The following is an 18,088-nucleotide window of genomic DNA, read 5'->3' as shown; positions in this document are numbered from 1 at the left end:
ACTACTTTCCCCGCAATGGTGTTACTCCCGATACCAACGGCTTTGTTGCCGCCTATCCCCTCCTCTTGAGTAATGGCCAACTTGATCTGAGTCCATTGATTGAGAACGACCTGATGCTCGTTTACTATCCCGATATTGGGATGGATCCAGAAAGCATTCTTCTCAGCAACTTGCGCCTTGCCCCAATTCAAGTGATGGGCTATGGCCACTCTGTCAGCACGTTTGGTTCTGAGATTGATTACTTCATCGGCGGCGCTGCTGTGGAGCCAGCGACAGCCGCTCAACATTACACCGAGCACTTGATTCTTCTGCCCGGCTTGGGCCAAAGCTGTATCCGACCGCCGTATCAGCCCCAATATCTTCCTCCTACTACCCATCCACTGGTAATTAACTGTAGTTGGCATGCCCAGAAGGTCAATCCTCAGCTGCTGCAACTCCTGCGCGAGATCCTCAGCCAGACCCAACGCCCTCTTTTGTTCCGAATCTTTACTGGAACTGCGGTAGCTACGAGGAATGACTTTTTGCCGTTTGTGCAAGATCTGCAGCGGTTTCTGCCGCCCCGCTCATTTCAAATCATCTCCTATAGACCCTACGCCGAATACATGGCCTTAATGGAACGGGGAGCCTTTGCCCTTGATCCTTACCCCTTTGGTGGCGACAACACGGTGGTGGATTCCCTTATTATTGGCAAGCCCATTGTCACCTATGAGGGGCAGCGCTGGTATAACCGCATTGGCTCTGCCCTCTTAAAACAGGTAGGGTTGGAGGAGTTAGTGGCAACGTGCGATCGCGAGTACGTGGAGAAGGCATTGCGACTTGTAGAGGACGATGATTATCGCCAGCAGCTCAGCCAGAAACTGCAGCAGATGGACTGGGATCAGCTTCTTTTCCACGGCTCTGAGAAGAAATTCTTTCGCCAAGCCATTGACTACCTCATCGCTAATCACGATGCCCTCAAACAGTCTTCTTCCCGTGAGCCCATCCTGATTGCTGGCAATGGCTGATCCCTTTGCCTGGTTAAAACCTGCTCTCGAAACCCTGCACCGCGCCCAGTGGTATCGCCAGCCCCTTCTCAGTGGCACACCGGGGGCAGTGGTGAGTGTTGGCGAGCCGCCCCGCCCATTGATTAACTTTTGCAGCAATGACTACTTGGGTCTGGCCAACCATCCGCAGGTGAAAGCAGCCGCCATTAAGGCGATTGACCAGTGGGGCAGCGGGGCGACCGGGTCTCGCCTTCTCAGTGGTCAACGTTCTCTTCATACACAACTAGAGCGCGCGATCGCCCAGTGGAAAGGTACAGAGGCTGCCTTAGTCTTTAGTTCTGGTACTGCCGCCAATCTCGGTACCATTGCTGCCCTTGTGGATCAACGGGACTTGGTGCTTGGGGATGCCTACAACCATGCTTGTCTAAAAAAAGGTGCCCGCCTCAGTCATGCCACGTTTTATGAATACCCCCACAACACCGTCGCTGCCCTTGCCCAACTCCTAAAAACCCATCGCTCCCAATACCGCCGTTGTCTGATCCTCACGGATGGTGTCTTCAGTATGGATGGGGATGTCGCCCCCCTAGAAGAGATATTGGCGCTAGCCGAGACCTACACAGCCATGGTGCTAGTGGACGACGCCCACGGCACAGGAGTCTTGGGAACCAACGGTGCCGGTACCTTAGCCGCCTTGGGGCAATCCAGTCCGACCGTCATTCAAATGGGTACCCTCAGCAAAGCCCTTGGCAGTTTAGGGGGATACATTGCTGGCTCCCAAGCTCTGATCACCTATCTGCAACACCGTGCCAGCACATGGATTTATAGCACTGGACTCTCACCGGCGGACACTGCTGCTGCCCTTGCTGCCCTTGAGCAACTACAAACAGAGCCTTCCCTGCGCCAAGCCCTTGAGGAGCGCATTCAACAACTAGAAGAAGGACTGCAAGAATTGGGTTGCCCCATTTTGCCCCGTCCACTACCGACCCCCATCTTTTGCCTGCCTGCTCCCGATCCAGCCACTGTTCTCCAATGGGGTCAGAAATTACAAGAGGCTGGATGTTGGGTAGCGGCGGTACGGCCACCGACCGTGCCCTTTAGTCGTCTGCGCATCACCCTAAGAGCTGATCACACCCCTGAGCACATTGCGCAATTGTTGGCAGCGTTGGGAGCCTTATTAAAGGGCTGTTAAGAATCGCTGACGATCACCCTGTATTTCGCCTAGGCTGTAGATAGTTCCGTGCAATCGGCAAACTGTGCCAAGGAGTGAGTGATGAGGACGATTTGGGTGAGCGAGCAAATGGATCCCTCTGGCCTGCTTTATGCCTGTATTGCCTGTTGCGATGAAGCACAGGCGAGGGAGTGTGTGCAGTCTTTTGAGAAAAACTTGACGACAGAACAAAAAGCCGCCGGTTGGCAAGTGCGCCTGCGTACGGTAGCCTCTTGGGATGAGGTTCCCAGTACTGCCCTCAAGCTCTGCTAATCCTTTGGCTCAGCCCTGCATAAGAATCTTGGTGGAGCGATTAAATCAGTAGGGACGTTGCCCTCCCTGCACCTTTGCTATCATGGGTGCGATGTGCTCATCATTTCTTTTCCTTTGGAGGATGCCGCAGAATGGAGTTTGAAGCCCTGTTACTTGGTTTAGAACCACTTACCGTGCTTGCCCTTGGGGTTGGTGCTGTTGCTGTTGCCCCCGTTGTGGGTGCCGTTGACTCAATGACCGGTCACAACTTGGCAGAGCAAGCTCGCAATGCGGCAAAATCAGGCTTGATGTGGGCGTTTGAAGCCTATGAAAAGGCACAGACAGCTGTTGCCGAAGCCAGTGAGTCTTTCCAAGACTTGGTTGCCGAAGCCCGCTCAGAAATGATGGAGCAAAAAGCAGCGAAGGCCGCCGCGCCTGAAAAACCCCGCGAAGTGACGATTAGCTAAGTTTTGCTTTTAGTGCCTAATTGAAATGCCTTTGGGGTAGTTCTGCTGCCCCATCTTTTTTTAATTAGCGACCAGCGGGCGGGAAATAGATCACGGGAAAGACGCAACGGCGAATGATTTCTCCGGCAAAACTGGGGATTGATAACTCCCAAATTTTACCAACGGAACCAGAGGAAACTGCAATCCCATAGATGTCGCGATCGTGGGCAGCGAGCTGAGCTTCAACGACAGGGCTACCAAAGCGAATCTCGGTTTCAACGTTGAGGCCATAGCCCGTGAATTCCTGCTTCAGCTCGGCAAGAATTTTTTCAGCCTTTGGACGTTGCTCGCCAACCCCCAGTTCCCCTTTGCCCGCATCGCTGATAATCCAGCAAAACGTGAGTGAAGCAATGCTCGTTTGATCGGGCTTTTTCACGCCTTCCCGCAGCTTTTGGACAAGCTGTTGGGCAGAGGGGCTGTGGTCGTAGGGCACCAGTAGGTGGCGAAAGAGATTTTGACAGCGGAGATTCAGTTCTGCGCTTGTCATCACCCACAACACTTGCGGGCGCATAATCATCACTGGCACTTTAATCCGTTGCAGCACCTCAATGGTTGTGCTACCAAAGAGCTTCTCATCCAAGAGATTGCGAAGCGGGCGGCTGGCTAGCACCAAGTCAATTTGATGCTTTTCAACGGTGTCCAGAATGGCATCGGCAGGGCGACGGTTTTCGATGATCACCTCTACCTTAAGATCGGCTGGAACTTTTGTGGCATCGACTTTGAGTAATTCGTGTGCCTGTTGCAGCTTTTCTTCCCGCAGGCGAGGCTTATCGCCATCCTCGTCAATGGGGCGGGCATGGAAAAAGATTAATTTGCGAGCACCCGCGGTTTTCAGCGCCTCGAGGTAGTGGGTAAGTTTGGGGAGACCATCGTGGAGATCCGTTGGAATCAATATGTTCTTGAACATGCCAGTGCTCCCCAATATCAGACTCTAATTGCAGATTAGCTTAGGAACGGGAACGTACGCTACCAGGCTTTTATTATACCTCCAATCAATATTCACCTGCGGTTGGGAGCACGCTTCCCTCATCTCTTGGATTCTAGGGCTATATTTCTAAAGTCACCGCCAAGGACTTTGGTGGCTGTGAGGGCAACTTTTCGGAAAACCCCATCGCCAACTTCAACAGGAATCACTAGAATAAGGATGGATACAGGATCAGCATTCAATTCAACAATGTATCCAATACTACTAAATCTCTCTGAAGCAAGGAGATTGTCTATCGTGATTCAATTTTGATTGAAATTTCTCTGGGATGTTGCGCCTCGCTAAGGGCGATCCAACGCGAATTAGAATGATCCTTTTGCCATAAGAGGCAGTGATAAATTTGCCCTTCTCGGCACATTGTTTTAACTGATTGCAATTGCCTTCTTAAAGAAGGTAAGGAAGGGGATTTTTCGCTGCCAACTTCAATGATTGAGTTGAGGTGTTGAGTTGATGACGATTTTTACGTTGGGGCAACGTTTACTCCGCATGCTCCTGTGGCCGGTACGGCAGTGGTTAGAGCATCTAGAAGTACACGATCGCCAGCTTGCCCATCGTCTATGCCGCTTGATCCCCGCCCAGTGTCCCTTTGAACGCGATATTGTGGTTGCAAAATGGCACATTCACATTCCGCCCCTGTGCCACCTAAATCCCCTTTATGAGGAGTTGATGGTGTTGCGCTACCGTGCCCTCTGCTACTTGGCGGATGAGTGCCAGGAGGATATTAGTGCTTACTGTTAGCACATAGGGGGTGTGGCGATCGCTCACCTCCGTTTGGGGACAACAACCCTGTTCCTGTTGTGGTCGAGCCAGTCCCCAAACGATCTGTAGGGATTGTGAACGGCGCCTGAGGTCATGGGAAGTGCACCAACGCCAACGCTACTGGCGGGGCAGTCTCCCCCTTTTTCCTTGGGGGTATTATCAGCAAGACCTCAAGCGGGCGATCGCCACCATGAAATACAACAATCACCCAGAACTGGGTCCTCTCTTTGGCCAATGGTTAGCCTTGAGTTGGTTTGAAGCGAAGATTGCTCAACGCCTCCCCCTACAGATTGTGCCCATTCCCCTCCATCGCGATAAATTGCAAAGCCGGGGCTTTAATCAAGCAGCGCTCATCGCTGAAGGTTTTTGCCGTGCCCTTGAGCTACCCCTTGCGCCAAGGGGATTAATTCGCCAAAGAGCAACCCAATCCATGTTTCAGCTTTCACTCCCAGAACGCCGCGCCAATCTTGAAAATGCCTTCTGCCTCGGGCAGGGCCTGCAACGCCAGCGCTGGCTTCTCCTGTGTGATGACATCTATACAACGGGGACAACGGCACGCAGTGCTGCCACTGTATTACGCAATGCAGGATACAAAGTTTTGGGCATCATCACCGTGGCTGTGGGACTACCCGATCAATTGACCGATCTCACCGTAAAGGCAACCAACATTAGGGCTTCCGTCCACTCGACAACTGCACCGTAGGTATCCCCCGTGTGTCCTCCCAACTGCCACTGAAACCATGCAGGGATCAAGAGAATCAAGAGCAGACCAAAAAGTAATTGCCCGAGGGGGAGCGGCAGCAGGAAGCTGAGGAATAGCACAAGTAAACCACTCGGCCAAAAATCGCGGGGAAAGACCCCACTGGCTTTATGGAGTTGACCCGTGCCTTGGGATTTCAAATAGGGATAGCGGGCGATCGCCCACACCTGAGCAAGGCGCCCCAGCACCAATACCCAGACCAAGACGCTGCCTTTCTCTAAACTGCTGAGGGCTGTCACTTTTAAGAGCAGGATCACAATTGCGGCCATAACGCCAAAAGCCCCCGCTCGACTATCCGCCATCACCTCAAGGCGCCGTCGTTGATCCCTGACGGCTAAACCATCGGCCGTATCCATGGCACCATCCAAGTGCAATCCCCCAGTTAATCCCAGCCAAAGTGCCACAACCAAGACACTCGCCACGAGAGGGGGAACGCGCAAAAATGCCAGTAGCCCCTGCACCCCCCAGAGAATTCCTGCGAGCAATAGCCCCACCCAAGGACACCACTTGGCAGCCCCCGCCAATTGAATAGGCCAGTTAGGGGAGAGGGGCAAACAGGTATAGAAGGCGATCGCCCCCAGCCATTCCATCCAAATGGATTTCATGAGCGAGTCTGAATCTGCGCCACGGTTCGCTGCTCAGGTTTCAGGGATTGAGCCACCCGCTGAATGTCGGCAGGGGTAATGTCATTAATTGCCTCTAAACGGGCAAAGAGTTGCTGCCAGCCGCCGCCTTTTACGGCATACTCCGCCAAGAGTTTCGCCATACCCTCATTGGACATCAGATTTTGCAGCAGCTCCATCCGCAGTTGGGCTTTCACCCGCTCCAATTCTGCTGGGGTCACGGGGGTAGTTTGCAGGGCCTTAAGTTCTTGGGCAATGCCTGCAGCAAGGGCAGCGGTTGTTTGACCCGGCGCCGGTGCCCCATAGATGAGAAAGCGATTGGGGTATTTATTGCCGGGGAAGCCCACGTAGGCTTGGACATTGAGGGCGAGTTTTTGCTCAAGGACAAGGGAACGGTAAAGACGGGACGTGCGACCGCCAGTGAGGAGACGTGCCAAAATTTCATAACTCAGGTACGCTGGCTGCCGCAGCGCTGGGCAGGGATAGGCCTCGATGTAAAGAGGTTGGCTGGCCAATTCGAGAGTAATCTGGCGAGGGGCTGTTTGCGGCGGTTCTGGCGGAATAGCTGTGGTCTTGCCCCTGCCCTTGGGATAGCGACCAAAATAAACCGTGGCTAATCTCCTGACCTCTTGGGGATCGACATCTCCCACCAGCACCATGGTCATTTTGTCGGGGGTGTAGTACTGCCGAAAGAACCGTTCCACATCGGCACGGCGCAGGTTTTGAATATCCTCACGGTAGCCAATGACGGGTCGGCGGTAGGGATGCTGACGAAAGCTGGTGGCCAAAAAGGCCTCAAAGAGTTGGCCAGTGGGGGAATTTTCAGTGCGCAGCCGCCGCTCCTCAAGGATGACTTCCTTTTCTTGATAAAAGTCGCGAAAGACGGGTTCCAAAAAGCGTTCCGACTCTAGGGACATCCACAGCTCCAATTTGTTGGCGGGGAAACTGTAGAAGTAACGGGTGGCATCGGCGGATGTGGTTGCATTAAGACCCACGCCTCCGGCCTGCTGGACAATTTGGCCATACTGATTGCGAATCACATAGCGATCGGCGGCCTGCTGCACAGCGGCAAATTCTGTGATCAATGCCTGACGTTGCCGCTCATCGGTTGTGGCTTGCAGTTGCTCAAAGAGGCGATCTAGTTGGGCAAGTTTCTCTTTTTCAGCGGCGTAATCCGTGGTACCAATGCGGCGGGTGCCCTTAAAGGCCAAGTGTTCCAGATAGTGTGCCACACCGGTCTGACCAGCGGGTTCATCCACGCCTCCCACATCCACATAGGTAAGAAATGAAATAATTGGAGCCTGGTGCTGCTCCATCACAATAAAATGCATTCCATTGTCAAGGTAAAATTCACTGATTCGATCCATGGCGCGGTCAAGGTAGGGGCGAAGCGTTTCGGCATCAGCGGGCAAGCACAGGGCGATCGCCCCAAGGAGAAGGCAGAGAATCCAAAACTGAAGGTAAGTTTGCCAGACTTGCCAAGGATGTCGTTGCCGCATCAACAAACCTAGTTGGCCTCCAGCCAGTTAGCTGCCGCGTAAATGTCCACCGCAAGGGGCACACTCAGGGGTACTGCTGTACTCATCACTTCGGGAATCGTGGTTTGCAGTTGTTCCCACGCCTCAGGGGTCATCTCCAACACCAATTCATCGTGAACTTGCAGCAGCAGGCGGGCACGCTCTGGCGAGAGTAAAGGTGCCAGCTTGACCATTGCACACTTGATAATATCGGCACTGGAACCTTGAATCGGGGCATTGGCTGCCGCCCGCAAGAGTCCCCGCTCGTAATTGCTCATCTTTAGTTTACTGGGATCCACATCAGCTAGGGCTTCCAAGGGCTTACCCCGCAGGGCTTGCAATTCGCGACTCTCAAATGCAAAGTAGCGCCGCCGCCCCAAAATTGTTTCCACATAGCCTTGGCTGAGGGCAAGCCGTTCCATTTGCCGCAGATAGTCAAAGACCCGTGGATAGCGATCGTAAAACCGCTGAATAAAGACTTTGGCATCGGCCACACTCACCCCGGCCTCGCGGGCAAACCGCTGTGCTCCCATCCCGTAAATGACGCCAAAGTTAATAATTTTGCCCAAGCGTCGCTCACTGGAACTAATGTCGGTTTTTTCTAAGAGAAACTGAGCCGTGAGACGATGGACATCCTCCCCTTGTTGGTAGGCCTCTAGCAGGGCAGGCTCTTGACTCAGATGAGCGAGGATGCGCAACTCAATTTGGGAATAATCGGCTGCCACCATCAGCCAGCCCGCTTCGGGAATAAAGGCGCGGCGAATTTGTCGACTAAACGCTGTGCGAATGGGGATATTTTGCAGATTGGGATTGGAGGAGGAAAGGCGTCCAGTTGCCGTTACGGCTTGGTTAAAGTCCGTGTGAACTCGTCCTGTCTCTGGACGTACCAGTGTGGGCAACACATCCACATAGGTGGATTTGAGCTTGGCGAGGGTACGATAGCTCAAAATGAGTTCAATCACAGGATGATCGCCCCGCAGTTTTTCGAGGGTTGCAGCATCGGTAGAGTAGCCCAGTTTCGTTTTATGGGTCTTTTTCGTATCCAGCCCCAAGGTGCCAAAGAGCAGTTCACTCAGTTGCTTGGGGGAGGCCAAGTTAAAGGGTTGTCCCACGGCATCCCAAGCTTGTTGTTGCAGTGCTGCCAGTTGCTGTTCCAGTTCTTGGGAGAGTTGCCGCAAATAGTCACTGTCAATGCGAATGCCGGTAGTTTCCATGTCTGCCAGAATGGGTTCGAGGGGCAATTCCACCTCTAGGAGTAGTTGCCGCAGGCGGGGGGTCAACTCTGCCTCTAGTTTGTCCTTGAGAAGATAGGTGGTATGGACATCGAGGCCGCAGTATTGTGCCACCGTGGCCGGCGACAGATCTGCAAGGGTTTGGTCTTTGCCGACAAGACTGCGATAGGTTTGGGCTTGCAGGGGCAGATAGCGTTGACACAGATCCTTGAGGTTGTGACTGGCTTCGGGATTAATTACATAGCTAGCCAGCATCGTGTCAAACACCACACCCTGTAATTGAATCCCCTGAAACCGCAGCACCAAGCGGTCAAATTTGGCATTTTGCAAGACTTTGGGGTAGCAATCGCCCTCAAGAATCGGTCGCAAAGCGGCGAGGGTCTCTTGCAGGGGTAGGTTCTGGCCCTCTTTGTGGCCCAAGGGTAGATAGGCCAGCTGATCAGGCGCTGCGCCCCAACAGCAGCCCAAGCCCACCAAGGCAGCATCGCGGGGGTTCAAGGCTGTGGTTTCCGTGTCCCAAGCCACGGGATGGTTCGCATCGGTACAGGTTTCTAACTGGCCGATCAGCCATTGCAGTTGCTCTGGCGTTTCAATGAGTTGCACATTCAAGGGGGCAGGGGTATCCGTCGGCGCAAAAAACCACGTTTCCTCTGAATTGGTCTCTACACCGGGCAGTGTTCCCCCCAAGCGTAGGTGCCAGTCCTGAAGTTGCCTCCGCAGGGCACGAAACTCCAATTGATCCAATCGCTGCTCTAGCGTTGGCCAGTCAAAGGGACTCAGATGCAGTTCCTCTAGGGGGAGTTCCAAGGGGACATCGAGGACAATTTGAGCCAGTGTGCGGGAATGGCGGGCATCGGCCTCCCCATTGATCAGCTTCGTTCTCAGGCTGGGGGGCGTAATCTCATGGATGTGGGCGTAAATGTCCTCAAGGGTAGGATACTGACTCAGTAATTGCACGGCAGTTTTCGGGCCAATGCCCTTGATACCGGGAATGCGATCGCTGGCATCGCCACAGAGGGCTTTATAGTCCACAATTTGCTCTGGCCAAACCCCCATTTTTTCCTTGACCTTGAGGGCATCAAAGGCCTCCAGACCCTGCTTGCGTTGGCCAAGGGTATTCCCCAGATACAAGACCTGTACTTGACCCTCGCGATCAATCAATTGAAAGAGGTCGCGATCGCCACTGACAATGGACACCTGCCATCCTTGGAGCCGCAGGCGATGGGCGACAGTACCAATCACATCATCGGCTTCATAGCCCGGTTGACTCAACAGGGGCAGACGCAGTGCCCGCAGCAATGCCTGCAGATTGGCAATATCGGTAATAAAGTCCTCTGGAGTTTCTGCCCGCCCCGCTTTATAGGTCTCATCGGCTGTGTGGCGAAATGTCGGTTCCCCCAAGTCAAAGGCAATGGCTACATGATCCACCTGCTGCTGATCCAAAATTTCCAGTAGCGTCTTGAGAAAGCCAAAACAAACACTAGTGGGAATCCCTGTAGAGGTGCGCAAGCCCCCCTCCCGCCCCTTACTAAAGGCGTAGTAGGCACGAAAGGCCAAGGAATGACCATCAATCAACAAGAGATTGGGGGCGGACATGGAAGCGTAAAGAGGACAGCTTTTCCATTATTCAAAAAATTCGGTCTAAAACCTCACCCCTGAAAATGCTGGTGTGTCAACGGCTAAAGTCACGGCGTTTTTGGCAGAAGGGCAAAGCCGCCAGCATTGCCAAGATGAGAATGCTTTGATCGCGCCAATGGCGTTGCACATCCACCGTAAACATATACCCTTGATCCTGCTGGAAGCGACTGATGATGCCCTGCGCTTCATTGATGGCGCGACTGCGCTGGCGATTCCACTCGGAGTATTTTACTTCCCACTCATCCATTGCCTCCTGATAGGCTTGCAGCCGTTGCAGATAGTCCTGGAGCGCCGCTGGATCATTGGGGGGATCGCCGGGGGACTCTGGCCGAGGCGGCGCGGGTTCATCCACTTCCGAGACATACTTGGAGCGGATACCGGGGAAGTTGCAGGTCTTAAAGAGACCGGGACCATAGCAAAGACAAAAATCCCGCTGCATCTCCTCGGTCATTTTTTCCCGCTCTTCCTCTGACTCGCGCCAACAGGGGTCATTGACAATGTCATCCCCCATGCCCGTGAGCTTCACCATTGCCTCAAAGGGCCACTTGATCACCGTCAGATGATTGATAATCTGTCCCGGCAACCCGAAGGAAGAAACAGGCTGAATACCACCACTAAAGATAATTTGCGGCACTAAAAACATCAGCACGAGTAAGGGCACAATGTTCTGGCTAGGGGCAAAGGCAGACACCAAAAGTCCCATCGCCATACCGCCGAAGATGGCAAGGGCAAGGGTGATGTACATGGCAAAAGTCACCCCCCCATCTCCCGGTAAGTCCACCGCTAGCTTTGTCACCGCAAGGTAGGTGGCCGCTTGATAAAGGGCCAGCCCAAGGGCGATCGCCACCTTGGAGCCAATGTAGGGCAACAGCCGCAGGCCAATCATCCGCTCCCGCCGATAAACCTCCACCTCCTTGACCAATTCCCGCATCGTCGTCATGGCACCAATCATCACAGCAATCAGACTGGTGACAAAAATCATTGTCAGTGATTGACCGGCATTCCCCGTTGCCGGATTAAAGAGATCCCGCTGCCAAGAAACAAAACTCAAACTCCCCAAGAGGGGGGCAATTAAGAGGGTCAGCAGCAGGTTACTGCGATCTTGGCCGAGAATTGTGAGATTGCGGCGGGTGAGAATGAGAAATTGTTGCCAAGGGGAGATTTTCGACTTAGGTTCACTGCTGCGAGGGGATTTGCCCTTGGTGCGCTGTTGACTTTCATCGGGCATGTGAGCCAGCACCTGCTGCCGCCCAACCACATATTCCTGATAGAGGCGCGATCGTCGGTAGGCTTCTTCTAGTTCTGCCGATGTCGGTGCGTTGGGGTTTTTCTCTTTGTCTAGGGCACGGTAGATGCCAGAGAAATCCTCGAGCTTGATGCCACTCAAGCGATCGCCAAAGGTAGCACGGAAATAGGGCAGCAGTTGATCGGGGGGACCAAAGTAGGCCAGCCGGCCGCCCTCTGCTAGATAGATCACCAGATCACACTCACGGAGATTTTGGGTGGCGTGGGTAATGATGAGAATCGTTCGCCCCTGATCCGCCAACTGCCGCAGCAAAAACATTAGGTCGGCTTCCGTGCCCGGATCTAAGCCAGAGGTAGCCTCATCGAGGAAGAAGAGACTGGGTTGCGTGAGCAATTCGGCACCAATACACACCCGCCGCTGCTGACCGCCACTGAGGCGGGAAATGGGCACATCGCGACGGTGGTTCAGTCCCAATTCCGTTAACACCTCTGTCACCCGCTGTTGGCGTTCCACTGGAGTTGTATCAGGGGGCATGCGGAGTTTTGCTGCGTATTCCAAGGCTTGGGCGATTGTCAGCTCCTCGTGGATGATATTTTTCTGGGGCACATAGCCCAATTGCGCTTGAAAAGCGTGATAGTTGCGGTAGAAATTTGTGCCATTTACCAGGACCGTACCCGTTGTGGCTGGCCGCAGTCCATTGAGGGCATCGAGGAGCGTTGACTTGCCACTACCACTAGGGCCCAAGATGGCCACAAACTCCTTCGGTAGGATGGATAGGGAAATATCATGGAGAATTTGTGTTCCCTTGCCCACCACCTTACTGAGGTTGATGGCATCTAGGCGCATGTGACCCGATTCGGCATATTGGGTCAGGGTTTCATCGACATTGAGGACAAGGCGATCGCTGCCAATGCGAATACTGTCCCCCACCCACAGCAGCGTCGGTTCCTTCACCTCACGGCCATTGACAAACGTGCCATTACTCGACCCCAGATCCGTGAGGAGGAAATCGCCACTGCGGCGCTCAATTTTGGCGTGGTGACGGGACACCGTTGGATGCTCAATCACCAGATCATTACTTGGATCCCTGCCAATCGTGAACGTGTTATATCCCACCAGCGAAATCGTCTTCACAGGGACGGTGGGTGCCGCATCGGCCTCAGGAATGGCAAGTACGGTTGCCGTGCTGGTCAAACGCAACTCCGTCGCGGGGCCAAAGACAACAGCATGGCGCTCTGTGTCAATGCGATCGGGCAACTGCTGCCCCACATAGGTCAGCGTGACAAATTCCGTCAGGGCATAACTCTCCCCGATTCCCAAATGCACATTCATTGCCGGTTGCGGGTCACTGAGATCCAGCACCTGCAAATGCTGATCCGCAAACCGTAATTTTAAGTGGCAAGGCAACAGTTCAGGGGTATCCACCACCACATCGCAGGCAGGATGGGTTCCCAAAAGTGTAGTTTGCTCCTGTAGCCCCCAGCGTTGTCGCCATGTTTTGGTGCACACTTCAATCACAGGGACTTCAGTATCTTTGCTGACCTCAGTGGCACGGGGTTGATAGTCGTGGTACTGCCAGATGAGGCGAAAGCGCACAGCAGAGTTGCCCAGCGTAATCCGGTCACCATCTTCGAGGGGAATGGAGGTATTGGGCACAACCGGTTGGCCATTGAGGTGGGTGCCCGCTTTACTGCCGAGATCCACAAGGTGAACTTGCCCGTCTTGCCACTCAAAGAAAGCGTGGTAGCGGGAGACGGAAATATCATTGAGGACAATGTCATTATCGGGGGCACGGCCGATTTTGAGTCCGCTGGCGGGTAGCTGGATGCCCTGCTCACTGACGGATTTGACCAGTTCTAACCACGCTGCTCGAGTCATGGTGTTGGCGTAAAGGGGGCTTGATGCCAGTCAGTTTACTGGATTCTGGCCAATCTGACAAAAGACGCCCGCCAAAGCGCAACAAGCGCAGAAACCCACATTTTTCCTATTGTGAGGATGGCACAGAAGGCGTCGGCAAATAACTCGCCACTTCTGACCATAGAAATTGCGCTTGCTCCCAGAGGCGATCGGGACCAATACCAAAAAAGATTTGCAATAGGAATACAATCAGGGCAATTTTAATTGCCGTACCGACAGTGACCTTGAGGACAGCAATCAGCCAGCGAAGCACCAACCAACTGATGGCGATCGCCCCCACAGTGATCAGAATTTCAGTGCCTGTCATCGGCGCACAAGAATATCTGGGCCGTGAGTATCGGTGCCACAGGTCTCTAAGAGCTGGTGTTCAACGGCCAGCCGGTGTACCAAAGCGGTTGTTTCTGGTGTGGATTCCCACGGATCAGGATTGCCGTAGCAATAGTAGGTTTCAACCCCATCAATCCCCCGTGCCACAGCAGCATGAATCAATTGTTCAGCGGGCAGACGATAGCGCGCCGGGTGTGCCAAAATCGCCAAGCCCCCTGCTTCATGGAGTGCCGCAATCACCCGTTCTGCCTGTGCTAACTCCCCTTCAGGGGCACTGCCCATTGCATAGAGATGCAGGATTGGGGCGTGGGGGTCAAAGCCATAACCCAGGATGTGTACCTCAGTGCCAAGGAGTTGAGCGGTGATTTCAATGCCTGTGTACACTTGGGGGCGATCGCTCCCCGGATAGGCCTCGACATAGGTACGTGCTTGAAAGTATCCTTCGAGGGCGTGGTGATCGGTAATGGCAAAACCCTTGAGACCGTGAATCATTGCCTGTTGCGCCACTTGCTGCGGTGTCAGTTGCCCATCGGACCAGATGGTATGGAGATGAAAGTTATAGCGATAGGGACAACTGGTTGCCGTCAACGTCCGAAAGAGACCACGGAGAGTCTCAGCCTGCGTCACCATCAGTGCAGCAAGGGTCATAGGCATTACCAAATCTTACGCTGTTACCTCTTTAATATAAACTTTCTTTAAGAAACTAGGGATAAAGATTCCTAATAGGGCGATTTATGCGGCTCGATGCCGTGTGCTAAGATATAAGTTGGCTCGGAATCATGCGATCGCAACGCCTAAACCTTGTCAGGTCCGGAAGGAAGCAGCAATACGGGATGCTTGTGATAGGCGTGATCTCCGGGTCACCCCCTTGAGAACTGTGAAGGATTCATGCCTGCCACTGCCCTTAGCCTCCCCCTCGATGAGATTCGGTACGATGAACGGGGCTTAGTGCCAGCAATTGTCCAAGACTATTTGGACGGCACCGTGTTGATGCTGGCGTGGATGAATCGCGAATCACTACAGAAAACCCTTGAGACCGGTCGCACGTGGTTTTGGAGTCGGTCACGGCAGGAATTGTGGGCGAAGGGGGAAACCTCTGGCCATGTGCAGTGGGTCAAAAGTATTCGCTACGACTGCGATAGTGATGCCCTATTGCTCACCGTAGAGCAGGTGGGACACATTGCCTGTCACACAGGGGAGCGCAGTTGTTTTCACCGCCACGGCGCCAAGGGCGAATGGATTGAACCGCCGCCGGCTGATACCCTCTCGCAGGTGTATGAAGTGGTTTGCCAGCGCCGCGATGTGCCCCAAGCCCAATCCTATACCTGTAGTCTTTTTGCTGCCGGCGATAACAAAATTCTCAAGAAGCTAGGGGAAGAAACCGTAGAAGTCGTCATGGCCTGCAAAGACGATGATCCAGAGGCGATCGCCAGTGAGGTGGCGGACCTGTTTTACCACACACTCGTTGCCCTTGCCTATCATGGGGTGGCCCTGCGGCAAGTCTATGAGCAGCTTCAGTTGCGGCGGCGCTAGTTGATTGCCGTTTTCCTTGTCAGCACTGGCTCAACGTCGCTACAGTGCTAGAGAGGGAAAGTTTACATAACTACACAAATGGCAAAGCAGGTTGTTGTCATTGGTGGCGGCATTGGGGGTCTGACCACAGCAGCGTTGTTGGCACGACGGGGCTATCGCGTTCAGCTTTTTGAGCAGGCAGCACAACTGGGGGGCTGTGCCTCAACCTTTCAGCGGCGGGGGTTTACCTTCGATGTTGGTGCCACCCAAGTGGCTGGCCTTGAGCCCGGGGGGATTCACGCCGCGATTTTTGCTGAATTGGAGATGCCCCTGCCGGCAGCGACCCCCTGTGACCCCGCCTGTGCGGTGTATCTGCCGCAGGAAACGACGCCCATCAATGTTTGGCGCGATCGCGATCGCTGGCAATTGGAACGTCAACGCCACTTTCCCGACAGTGAGCGATTTTGGCAAGGTCTCGAACAACTCTTTGCCATTAGTTGGCGATTTCAGCAGCGACAGCCCATTTTGCCCCCCCGCAATGGCTTTGATCTCTGGCAACTGGTGCAAGCCCTGCGACCCGATACGCTCCTCACGGTGCCCTTTAGCCTGATGACGGTGACTGATTGGATGAATCTCTGTGGTGTCGGGGGCGATCGCCGGCTGCGGCAATTTCTGGATCTCCAACTCAAGCTCTACTCCCAAGTAGATGCCAGTGAAACCGCACTCCTCTATGCCGCCACCGCCCTCTGTCTGTCCCAAGACCCCCACGGCCTCTACCATCTCCACGGTAGTATGCAGGTTCTCAGTGATTTACTCGCCAATGCCTTGCAGCGCGATGGCGGTCAAATTCACACCCGGCATTTGGTGCGTCACATTGAAGTCGAGCGGGGGCGTGCCGTCGCTATCCAAGTGGAAAGCCTGAAAACAAAAACCTTGGCGCGCGTTGAAGCGGATCACATTGTGGCCAACGTCCCTGCCCAAAACCTGCCCCAACTCCTTGGTGATGCCATTCCCACTGGCTATGCCCGCCGCCTCAAAACGCTGCCCCCGGCCGCCGGTGCCTTTGTGATTTACCTTGGCGTTCAAGAGGCCGCCATTCCCGAAAATTGTCCGCCCCACTTGCAGTTTCTCTACGATGCCCAAGGCCCGATTGGCGAAAATAACTCCCTGTTTGTCTCTGTGAGTCAGCCGCAGGATGGGCGTGCCCCCAGTGGCTATCGTACGCTGATTGCCTCCAGCTTTACTGAGCCGAATTTTTGGCGTCAGCCCGACTTAGACTATGCCGCCACCAAGGCGCAATACACCCAAACAGCCCTTGAACGTCTCGGGGAATTCTTTGATCTGCGACCTGAGTACATTGTCCACTGTGAAGCGGCGACCCCCCGCACCTTCTGGCGCTATACGGCGCGGCTGGATGGCATTGTCGGGGGCATTAGTCAACGCCTGAGCACCTTTGGCCCCTTTGGCTTGGCAACCCGCACCCCGATTCCCCACCTGTGGTTAGTGGGAGATTCCGTGCATCCGGGGGAAGGTACGGCCGGTGTCAGCTATGGTGCCCGTGCCCTTGTGCAGCAACTGCTCGCCAATGATGCCTAAGGGATTCCTATTTTGGTGAAAATCACTATAATAGAGAGACTCGTTACCAATTGCGAAAGGAACCCACTGCTTGTGTTTGCGACTCTTGCTGCCCCTCAACCGTCCCTACCCTTGGATTTGATTGCGGCCATCCAAGATCTGAAGCAGGAACTGAATGCAGTGATTCTAGCCCACTACTACCAAGACCCCGCCATTCAAGATGTGGCCGATTACATTGGTGATTCCCTTGGGCTGTCGCAGCAGGCCGCCAGTACCAATGCCGATGTCATTGTCTTTGCCGGGGTGCATTTCATGGCCGAAACCGCCAAGATTCTCAACCCCGATAAGCTGGTGCTGCTGCCGGATTTGGCGGCGGGCTGTTCTTTGGCAGACAGTTGTCCTGCGGACGCCTTTGCTGCTTTTAAGGCGCAATATCCTGACCATTTGGTGATTTCTTACATTAACTGCACTGCCGAAATCAAAGCCCTGAGTGACATTATTTGCACCAGCTCTAACGCAGTGAAAATTGTGCAGCAGTTGCCTGCGGATCAGTCCCTGATTTTTGCCCCCGATCGCAACCTTGGTCGCTATGTCATGGCACAAACCGGACGGCAGATGGTGCTGTGGGAAGGCAGTTGCATTGTCCATGAAACCTTCTCAGAGCGACGCATCCTCGAACTCAAGGCCGTCTACCCCACGGCTCAGGTGATTGCCCACCCCGAATGCGAAGAAGCGGTACTCCGCCATGCCGATTTTATTGGTTCGACAACGGCCTTGCTCAACTATTGCCAACGCCAAGATCACGATATCTTTATCGTTGTTACCGAGCCGGGGATTCTCCACCAGATGCAGCGGCGCAACCCAGAGAAAACCTTTATCCCTGCGCCCCCTCAGGATCAGACTTGCAATTGTAATGAGTGCCCCTTTATGCGTCTCAATACTCTAGAAAAACTCTATTTGTGTATGCGCGATCGCCAGCCCCAGATTCAACTGCCCGAAGACATACGCCTTGCGGCGCTCAAACCGATTCAACGCATGCTGGAGATGTC

General features: G+C 54.0%; 15 protein-coding genes, 1 other RNA gene and 1 pseudogene. 10 read left to right on the top strand and 7 right to left on the bottom strand.

Going from position 1 to position 18,088, the window contains the following annotated elements:
- The 4 genes and pseudogenes from IGQ15_RS11525 to IGQ15_RS11510 all read left to right on the top strand — a co-directional run.
- Positions 1-1,004 (top strand): annotated as a pseudogene (locus IGQ15_RS11525) (hypothetical protein); the annotation flags it as partial.
- Positions 997-2,172 carry an 8-amino-7-oxononanoate synthase gene (gene bioF, locus IGQ15_RS11520; protein ID WP_297051951.1) on the top strand — a complete coding sequence of 392 codons (1,176 nt, stop codon included), beginning with the start codon at positions 997-999 and terminating at the stop codon, positions 2,170-2,172. The pseudogene IGQ15_RS11525 and the gene bioF, both read left to right, overlap by 8 nt.
- A gap of 81 nt (positions 2,173-2,253) precedes the next feature.
- Positions 2,254-2,463 carry a glycogen debranching protein gene (locus IGQ15_RS11515; protein ID WP_297051949.1) on the top strand — a complete coding sequence of 70 codons (210 nt, stop codon included), beginning with the start codon at positions 2,254-2,256 and terminating at the stop codon, positions 2,461-2,463.
- 131 nt (positions 2,464-2,594) lie between these two features.
- Positions 2,595-2,909: a DUF5132 domain-containing protein gene (locus IGQ15_RS11510; RefSeq protein ID WP_297051945.1), complete on the top strand. Its 315-nt coding sequence runs from the start codon at positions 2,595-2,597 to the stop codon at positions 2,907-2,909.
- 64 nt (positions 2,910-2,973) lie between these two features.
- Here the strand turns inward: IGQ15_RS11510 and IGQ15_RS11505 are convergent, their stop codons facing one another.
- On the bottom strand, positions 2,974-3,855 hold the full coding sequence (locus IGQ15_RS11505) for a universal stress protein (protein ID WP_297051943.1): 882 nt from the start codon (positions 3,853-3,855) through the stop codon (positions 2,974-2,976).
- 528 nt (positions 3,856-4,383) lie between these two features.
- Here IGQ15_RS11505 and IGQ15_RS11500 point away from each other — a divergent pair.
- Both IGQ15_RS11500 and IGQ15_RS11495 read left to right on the top strand, forming a co-directional pair.
- On the top strand, positions 4,384-4,671 hold the full coding sequence (locus IGQ15_RS11500) for a Mo-dependent nitrogenase C-terminal domain-containing protein (protein WP_297051940.1): 288 nt from the start codon (positions 4,384-4,386) through the stop codon (positions 4,669-4,671).
- A gap of 121 nt (positions 4,672-4,792) precedes the next feature.
- The gene (locus IGQ15_RS11495) at positions 4,793-5,395 is read left to right on the top strand and encodes a ComF family protein (protein ID WP_297051937.1); all 603 of its coding nucleotides are present in this window, start codon (positions 4,793-4,795) and stop codon (positions 5,393-5,395) included.
- Here IGQ15_RS11495 and cobS read toward each other — a convergent pair.
- The 6 genes from cobS to IGQ15_RS11465 form a co-directional block, all read right to left on the bottom strand.
- Positions 5,326-6,057 (bottom strand): adenosylcobinamide-GDP ribazoletransferase, encoded by a 732-nt coding sequence (cobS, locus tag IGQ15_RS11490; protein WP_297051935.1) that lies wholly within the window; start codon positions 6,055-6,057, stop codon positions 5,326-5,328. The genes IGQ15_RS11495 and cobS overlap by 70 nt on opposite strands.
- Complete coding sequence (locus IGQ15_RS11485; RefSeq protein WP_297051932.1) at positions 6,054-7,574, bottom strand: pitrilysin family protein; 1,521 nt, start codon at positions 7,572-7,574, stop codon at positions 6,054-6,056. Before IGQ15_RS11485 ends, cobS begins: the two co-directional genes overlap by 4 nt.
- An 8-nt stretch (positions 7,575-7,582) precedes the next feature.
- Positions 7,583-10,420, bottom strand: coding sequence for a DNA polymerase I (gene polA, locus IGQ15_RS11480; RefSeq protein ID WP_297051929.1), 2,838 nt, complete (start codon positions 10,418-10,420; stop codon positions 7,583-7,585).
- A 76-nt stretch (positions 10,421-10,496) separates the two neighbouring features.
- A complete protein-coding gene (locus IGQ15_RS11475; RefSeq protein WP_297051926.1) occupies positions 10,497-13,586 on the bottom strand; it encodes an FHA domain-containing protein in 3,090 nt (1,029 codons plus the stop codon).
- 106 nt (positions 13,587-13,692) lie between these two features.
- Positions 13,693-13,932 (bottom strand): hypothetical protein, encoded by a 240-nt coding sequence (locus tag IGQ15_RS11470; RefSeq protein ID WP_297051923.1) that lies wholly within the window; start codon positions 13,930-13,932, stop codon positions 13,693-13,695.
- On the bottom strand, positions 13,929-14,600 hold the full coding sequence (locus IGQ15_RS11465; protein ID WP_297051919.1) for a PHP domain-containing protein: 672 nt from the start codon (positions 14,598-14,600) through the stop codon (positions 13,929-13,931). The genes IGQ15_RS11470 and IGQ15_RS11465 overlap by 4 nt, the downstream gene beginning before the upstream one ends.
- 120 nt (positions 14,601-14,720) lie before the next feature.
- On the opposite strand from IGQ15_RS11465, the gene ffs reads away from it, so the two are divergent.
- The 4 genes from ffs to nadA all read left to right on the top strand — a co-directional run.
- Positions 14,721-14,817, top strand: an RNA gene (ffs, locus tag IGQ15_RS11460) — signal recognition particle sRNA small type.
- Between the two features lie 23 nt (positions 14,818-14,840).
- Positions 14,841-15,485 (top strand): bifunctional phosphoribosyl-AMP cyclohydrolase/phosphoribosyl-ATP diphosphatase HisIE, encoded by a 645-nt coding sequence (gene hisIE, locus IGQ15_RS11455; protein ID WP_297051916.1) that lies wholly within the window; start codon positions 14,841-14,843, stop codon positions 15,483-15,485.
- A 78-nt stretch (positions 15,486-15,563) separates the two neighbouring features.
- The gene (gene crtD / locus IGQ15_RS11450) at positions 15,564-17,060 is read left to right on the top strand and encodes a C-3',4' desaturase CrtD (protein WP_297051913.1); all 1,497 of its coding nucleotides are present in this window, start codon (positions 15,564-15,566) and stop codon (positions 17,058-17,060) included.
- A gap of 72 nt (positions 17,061-17,132) precedes the next feature.
- Positions 17,133-18,088, top strand: a 956-nt coding sequence (nadA, locus tag IGQ15_RS11445) for a quinolinate synthase NadA (RefSeq protein ID WP_297051910.1), incomplete at its 3' end; no start/stop codon positions are given.

Source organism: Thermosynechococcus sp. M98_K2018_005 (assembly GCF_015295825.1).
Classification (GTDB): Bacteria; Cyanobacteriota; Cyanobacteriia; order Thermosynechococcales; family Thermosynechococcaceae; genus Thermosynechococcus.
Note: the sequence above shows the minus strand (reverse complement) of the source record. Positions and strands in the feature narration are given on the sequence as shown.